Raw genomic sequence first — 6,890 nt, forward strand, 5'->3', positions numbered from 1 at the left:
GCCGCGCTGCCGGTCGCGAGGTACCCCTCCCCGGCGCCCCCCGCTCCGCCCAGCAGGGACATGTAGTCCTGACCGCTGGTGCCCATGAAGACGCCGGTCGGGCTCGTCCGCAACGACTCCGGGTCGATCCCCGCCCGCTCCAACGCCTCCCAGGCCACCTCCAGCAACAACCGCTGCTGCGGATCCATCGCCAACGCCTCACGCGGACTGATCCCGAAGAACTCGGCATCGAACTCGCCCGCCCCGGAAAGGAAGCCGCCCTCGCGGGCGTACGACGTGCCGAGCCGCTCGGGATCGGGGTCGTACAGCGCGTCCAGGTCCCAGCCCCGGTCCTCGGGGAAGCCCGAAATCGCGTCACCGCCGGCGGCGACCAGATCCCACAGCTCCTCCGGCGACTCCACCCCACCCGGGAACCGGCAGCTCATACCCACGACAACGATCGGGTCGTCGCTGTCGCCGGGACTGGTGCGCCCCGGGCCGGTCTGTGACTGCTCCGGCCGCAGTCCGAGCAAAATGCCACGGAGATGTCCGGTCAGGGCCGACGGGGTCGGGTGGTCGAACGCGAGAGTGGCGGGCAGCGACGTGCCGATCGCCGTGGCCAGTCTGTCCCGTAGCTGGATGGAGGTGAGCGAGTCGAAGCCGAGGCTGCGGAAGGCGCGGCCGGCGTCGACCTCGCCCGGGTCGGCGTGGCCCAGCACCGCGGCGGCCTCGGCCCGTACGAGATCCAGCAGCAGTTGGGTGCCGTCGTCCTCCGGGAGGGAGGCGACCCGGCGGCCGAAGTCGCTGAGCACAGAGGTGGTTTCGTCATCTGTGTCGGACAACTGGCCGGTGGCTGCGAACAGTTCGCTGAGGAGCGGGCTCGGGCGCGCGCCGGTGAAGAGCGGTACGAATCGGTCCCAGTCGACGTCGGCGACGGTGAGCACGGGCTCGTCGTCGGCGACGGCCCGGCGCAGTGCGAAGACGGCGCGGTCCGGGTCCATGACGGTGATCCCGCGGCGCCGTAGCTGGTCGGCGGCGGCGTCCGTCGCGGCCATGCCGATGCTCGCCCAGGCCCCCCACGCCACCGAGGTGGCCGGAAGTCCCAGGGCGCGGCGGTGTTCCGCGAGGGCGTCGAGGTATGCGTTGGCCGCCGCGTACGCCGCTTGTCCGCCACTTCCCCAGACGCCCGCGATGGACGCGAAGAGCACGAAGGCGTCCAGCTCCGTGTCGGCGAACACCTCGTGCAGGACCGCGGCGCCGGTGGCTTTGGCGGCGACGGTGTCCGCGATCTCCTCCGGTGTGGTGTCCGCGATGGCGGCGTGGCGGCTGATCCCGGCGGCGTGCATCACCGCGCGGATCGGATGGCCCTCGGTGGACATGCGGGCGACAAGTTCGGTGACCGCCCGGCGGTCGGTGACGTCGCAGGCGGCGATGGTGACCCTGGACCCCAACTCGGCTGCGAGGTCCGCCGCTCCGGGACTCTCCGGGCCGCCGCGGCTGGCGAGGACCAGGTGTTCCGCGCCGGAGTCCGCCAGTTGACGGGCCACGTGCGCACCGATCCCGCCGGTGCCGCCGGTGATCAGGACGGTGCCGCGGGGCTGCCATCCGCCAGTGGCAGGCGCGCCGGTGCCGGTGCCAGCACGGGTTGCGGCGGTGCGGGTCAGGCGTCGTCCGAGGACGCCGGTGGGCCGGATCGCGACCTGGTCCTCGCCGGTGTCGGTGGTGAGTACGGAGCAGAGCCGGTCGTACGCGGCGTCGTCGGGTTCGGCGGGCAGGTCGGCGAGCCCGCCCCACTGTCGTGGGTGTTCGAGGGCGGCGACCCGGCCGAGACCCCAGATCTGGGCCTGGGCGGGGTCGGTCACATGGGCGGTACGGTCGGCCGCGACGGCGCCGCGCGTCACGCACCACAGCCGGGTGTCGGTGTCCGTTTCGGTGGCGGCCAGCGCCTGGATCAGCCGTACGGTGCCGGTCAGACCCGCCGTCAGGCCCACCGTCAGGCCGCTCGTCGGTCCTGCGGTCGGTTCGGTGCGGCCGGGGTACGGCCGTCGGTCCAGCGCGAGCAGCGACAGGATCCCCGCGGGCGGGGCGTCCACCGTGCCGAGCAGGTCGCGCAGCGCCGTACCCGCGTGGCTGTCCGCGGCCGGGTCGACGGTGAGCACCTGAGTTCGCACACCGGCGCGTGCGAGGGCGGCCAGTACGCCCGTGGTCTCCGCCGAAGCCTCAGGGGCGGACGGCGCGACGACGATCCAGGTGCCGGTGGCCCGGGGCACGGCGAGGCCGGTGACCCGGCGCCAGGTGATCCGGTACCGCCAGTCCTGCACGGACGCCTCGGTGTTGCGGCGCTCGCGCCACGCGGACAGGGCGGGGAGGAGTTCGGGCAGCGCCGCCGTCTCGGCCACGCCGAGCTCGCCGGTGAGCGACGCGATGTCGTGCCGGTCCACCGCCGTCCAGAAGCGGGTGTCCGCCGGGTCGGTGCCGGCCACCGGCGACGGAGCGGTGTCCGGCCAGTACCGCCGCCGGCGGAACGGGTAGGTCGGCAGGGAGACGGGCCGACCGCCCCAGCCGTTCGTGATGGCAGTCCAGTCCAACGGGACGCCACGGGTGTGCAGTTCGCCGAGCGCGGCGGTGACGGCGCGCGGCTCGGGCAGGGCTGGGCGCAGCGTCGGTACGAATGTCACGTCGTCCGCCGTGTCGGTGAGGCAGCCGGCGCCCATGGCGGACAGCACGCCGTCCGGGCCCAGTTCGACGAAGACGGTGACGCCGCGCGCGTGCAGCCAGCGGACGCCGTCGTGGAACCGGACGGTGTTGCGCACGTGCCCGGCCCAGTATTCCGGTGCGGTGGCCTCGTCGGCGGTGAGGGCCACGCCGGTCACGTTGGACACGACCGGGATCCGTGCGGGGGCGAGGTCCGCTGCGCCCGCCACGTCGCGGAACGCGGCCAGCATGCCGTCCATCCGGCTGGAGTGGAACGCGTGGCTGACGCGCAACCGCCTTGTTTTGAAGTCGCGTTCGGCACATTGCCCCGCGAGGTCCTGGATGGCTTCCTCGTCGCCGGACAGGACGGTGGCGGCGGGTCCGTTCACCGCGGCGACGGCGACCTGGTGCTCCCGGCCGTCGAGCAGGGGCGCGAGGTCGTCCGGTGAGGCGGCGACGGCGAGCATCGCGCCGCCTGCCGGCAGCGCCCGCATGAGCCGGCCGCGGGCGGCGACGAGCCGCGCCGCCTCGGGCAGGGTGAGTACGCCGGCGATGTGCGCGGCGGTCAGTTCGCCGATGGAGTGGCCGAGCAGGTAGTCGGGGCGCAGCCCCCATCCCTCCAGCAGCCGGTAGAGCGCCACTTCGAAGGCGAACAGGGCGGGTTGGGTGTAGTGGGTCTGGTCCAGCAGTTCCGCCTCGGGGGTGCCCTGCTCGGCGTGCATCACGTCGAGCAGGGGCAGTTCCAGTTCCGGGGCGAAAGCCGCGCACACCTCGTCCAGGCTCGTGGCGAACGCGGGGTACCGGCCGTACAGCGCGCGGCCCATGCCGACGCTCTGGCTGCCCTGGCCGGGGAACAGTACGGCGATCCGGCCTTCGCCGGCGATGCCGCGCAGGGCGGCCGGTGCGGGGTGGCCTTCCGCGACGGCGGCGAGCGTGCCGAGGAGGTCGTCCCGGTCGGGCGCCAGGACCACGGTCCGGTGTTCGAGAGCGGCGCGGGACGTGGCAAGCGAGTGCGCGATGTCCGGCACCGTCAGGTCCGGGTGGGCCGTGAGGTGCTCGTGGAGCCGGGACGCCTGAGCGGCGAGGGATGTGTTGTCGCGGGCGGACAGCAGGAACGGCAGCTCCTCCGCGGGCTGTGGGGGCACGCCGAGTGCCGGGGCAGGGGTGTCCGCTTCCGGGGCCTCCTCGATGATGACGTGCGCGTTCGTGCCGCTCACGCCGAACGACGAGACACCGGCCCGGCGCGGACGGCCGTCGCGGTCCCACGGCGCGGACTCGGTCAGCAGCGACACGGCGCCGGCCGACCAGTCCACGTGCGGGGACGCCTCTTCGGCGTGCAGGGTCCGGGGCAGAAGACCATGTCGCAGGGCGAGAACCATCTTGATCACGCCGGAGGCTCCGGCGGCGGCCTGGGTGTGGCCGATGTTCGACTTGATCGAACCGATCCGCAGGGGGCGGTCCGCCGGCCGGTCACCGTACGCGGCGATCAGCGCCTGCGCCTCGATCGGATCGCCCAGCACGGTGCCCGTACCGTGGGCCTCGACGGCGTCGACGTCCGCGGGAGACAGCGCGCAGTCGGCCAGCGCCGCCCGGATCACCCGCTGTTGGGCAGGCCCGTTGGGAGCGGTCAGCCCGTTGCTGGCGCCGTCCTGGTTGACCGCCGATCCTCGGACCACGGCGAGGATCCGATGGCCGTTCCGGCGCGCGTCGGAGAGCCGCTCCAGCAGCAGGACGGCCGCGCCCTCGCCCCACGCCGTGCCGTCGGCGCGGGCCGAGAAGGGCTTGCAGCGGCCGTCCGGCGCGAGGCCGCGCTGGCGGCTGAAGCTGACGAAGGCAGCGGGCGTACTCATGACGGTGACTCCGCCCGCCAGGGCGAGGGAGCACTCCTGCCGGCGCAGCGCCTGGCTTGCCAGGTGGATGCTGACCAGGGAGGCGGAGCAGGCGGTGTCGACGGTCACGGCGGGGCCTTCCAGCCCGAGCGTGTACGCCACTCGCCCGGACAGCACACTCGCCGCGTTGCCGGTGGACGCGAAGTCCTCGCTGTCCGGCACATCGCCGAGCAGGCCCGAGTAGTCCTGGCCGTTGGTGCCGACGAACACTCCGGTCCGGCTGCCGCGCAGCGTCGTGGGGTCGATCCCGGCGCGTTCGAGTACTTCCCACGACGTTTCGAGCAGCAGTCGCTGCTGGGGGTCCATCGCCAGTGCCTCGCGCGGACTGATCCCGAAGAAGCCGGCGTCGAAGTGGGCGGCGTCGGGGAGGAATCCGCCGTGCCGGACGTATGAGGTGCCCGGCCCGGCCTGCTCGGGGGCATGACCGGAGCCGTACAGGCGAGTGAGGTCCCAGCCACGGTCGGTGGGGAACTCGCTCATCGCGTCGGAGCCGTCCGCCAGCAGCTTCCACAGATCCTCGGGTGAGCGCACGCCACCGGGCAGTTGGCAGGCGAGTGCCACGATCGCGATCGGCTCGTCGGTGGTGGGTGCCGCTTCCGCAGGCAGGTGCGGCTGGTGCACGTCTGCCTCGGTGGCACCGGCCAGTTCGGCGTCGAGGTACTCGGTCAACCGGCCGACGGTGGGCCGGTCGAAGACCAGCGTGGCCGGCAGCGTCAGGCCGGTGGCCACGGTGAGCCGGTTACGCAGGTCGAGACCGGTCAGCGAATCGAAGCCCATCTCCCGGAAGGGGCGGTCGGATCCGACGGCTGTCGGTTCGGAGTGTCCCAGGACCGCCGCCACCTGGTCGCGGACGAGGTCGAGCACGGCCGCGTGCCGCTCGACGTCGGGCAGCGCGGCGAGCCGCCGCGCGGTCTGCGGCAGGGCGGAGCCCGTACCGTCGTCGTCAGGTGTGCCGGCCGAGGTGAGGGCATTCCGCGCTTCGGGCAGGTCGGCGAGGAGCGTGCTCGGCCGCGCGGCGGTGAACATGGGTGTGAACCGTGACCAGTCGATGTCCGCCACCATGACGGTGGTCTCGCCGGTCTCCAGCGTCCGGCCCAGGGCGGCCAGCGCGGACTCGGGCGGCATCGGCCGGGCGCCGGTGCGCCGCAGCCGAAGGACGGTTGCCGCCGACCGAGCCGCCATGCCGTCGCCGGCCCAGGCTCCCCACGCGATCGCGGTGGCCGGCAGTCCGGCGTCCCGGCGCTGTTCGGCCAGCGCGTCGAGGACGGCGTTGGCCGCGGCGTAGTTGCCCTGTCCGGCGCTGCCGAGCACCCCGCCGAAAGCTGAGAACAGCACGAAAGAAGCCAGTGGCAGATCGCGCGTCAGCTCGTCCAGGTACCGCGCGGAGGTCGCCTTGGCGCGCAGCACCGAGGCCAGGCGGTCGGGCGTCAGCGCCGACAGCGGTGCGTCGTCCAGCACGGCCGCGGCGTGGATCACCGTGGTCAGGGGGTACTCGGCGGGGAGGCCGGCGATCGCCTCGGCCAGCTCGGTACGGCGGCCGATGTCGCAGGCGCGGATGGTGACACGGGCGCCGTACGCCTCCAGATCGCGCCGGAGGTCGGCGGCGCCGGGGGCGTCCGGGCCCTGCCGGCTGAGCAGTACGACGTGCTCGGCGCCGCGCTCCGCCAGCCAGCGGGCGACGTGCCCGCCGAGGGCGCCGGTGCCGCCGGTGATCAGTGTGCTGCCGCGCGGCGACCAGGCCGGCCGGGCACCGTCGGAGGTGCCGTCGGGCATGTCGACGGTGGGCATGGTGCTGGTGGGCGCGGTGCTGGTGGGCGTGGCGCGGCACAGACGGCGCACGAGCAACCCGGTGCCGCGAACGGCGATCTGGTCCTCGCCTGTGGCGCCGGACAGCACGCGACCGAGGAGTTGGTACGTGGAGTCGTCAGGCGCGGCGGGCAGGTCGATCAACCCGCCCCAGCGATCGGGGTGTTCCAGAGCCGCGACCCGGCCCAGGCCCCATATCGCGGCGGCTTCTGCGTCGCGGACCGGATCGTCGCCGCCCGTGCTCACCGCACCGCTGGTCAGGCACCACAGTGGCGCGGCCACCCCGGCGTCGCCCAGCGCCTGCAGCAGGGCGAGGCTGTCCGCCGACGCGGCACCGTATTCAGTCGTTGCGCCGCCGTCCGGCAGGGTCAGCGCGGAGAGCACGCCGGTGAGGGGCGCTGTGTCCGCGGACAACGTACGCAGCCGGCCGGCGAGCTCTTCCCGGACGGTCCCGGGCTCGACGGCAAGGATCTCCGCACGGGCCCCGCTGCTCTCGACCATCGCGGCCAGCGGCGCCACCGC

At 73.9% G+C, this 6,890-nt stretch carries 1 protein-coding gene; it reads right to left on the reverse strand.

The window, feature by feature from the left end; genetic code table 11:
* A partial coding sequence (locus GXP76_RS32725; protein WP_374363455.1) for a type I polyketide synthase occupies window positions 1-6,839 on the reverse strand: 6,839 nt, incomplete at its 3' end.
* Between the last annotated feature and the right edge of the window lie 51 nt (window positions 6,840-6,890).

Source organism: Streptomyces sp. NP-1717 (assembly GCF_022695985.1).
GTDB lineage: Bacteria > Actinomycetota > Actinomycetes > Streptomycetales > Streptomycetaceae > Streptomyces.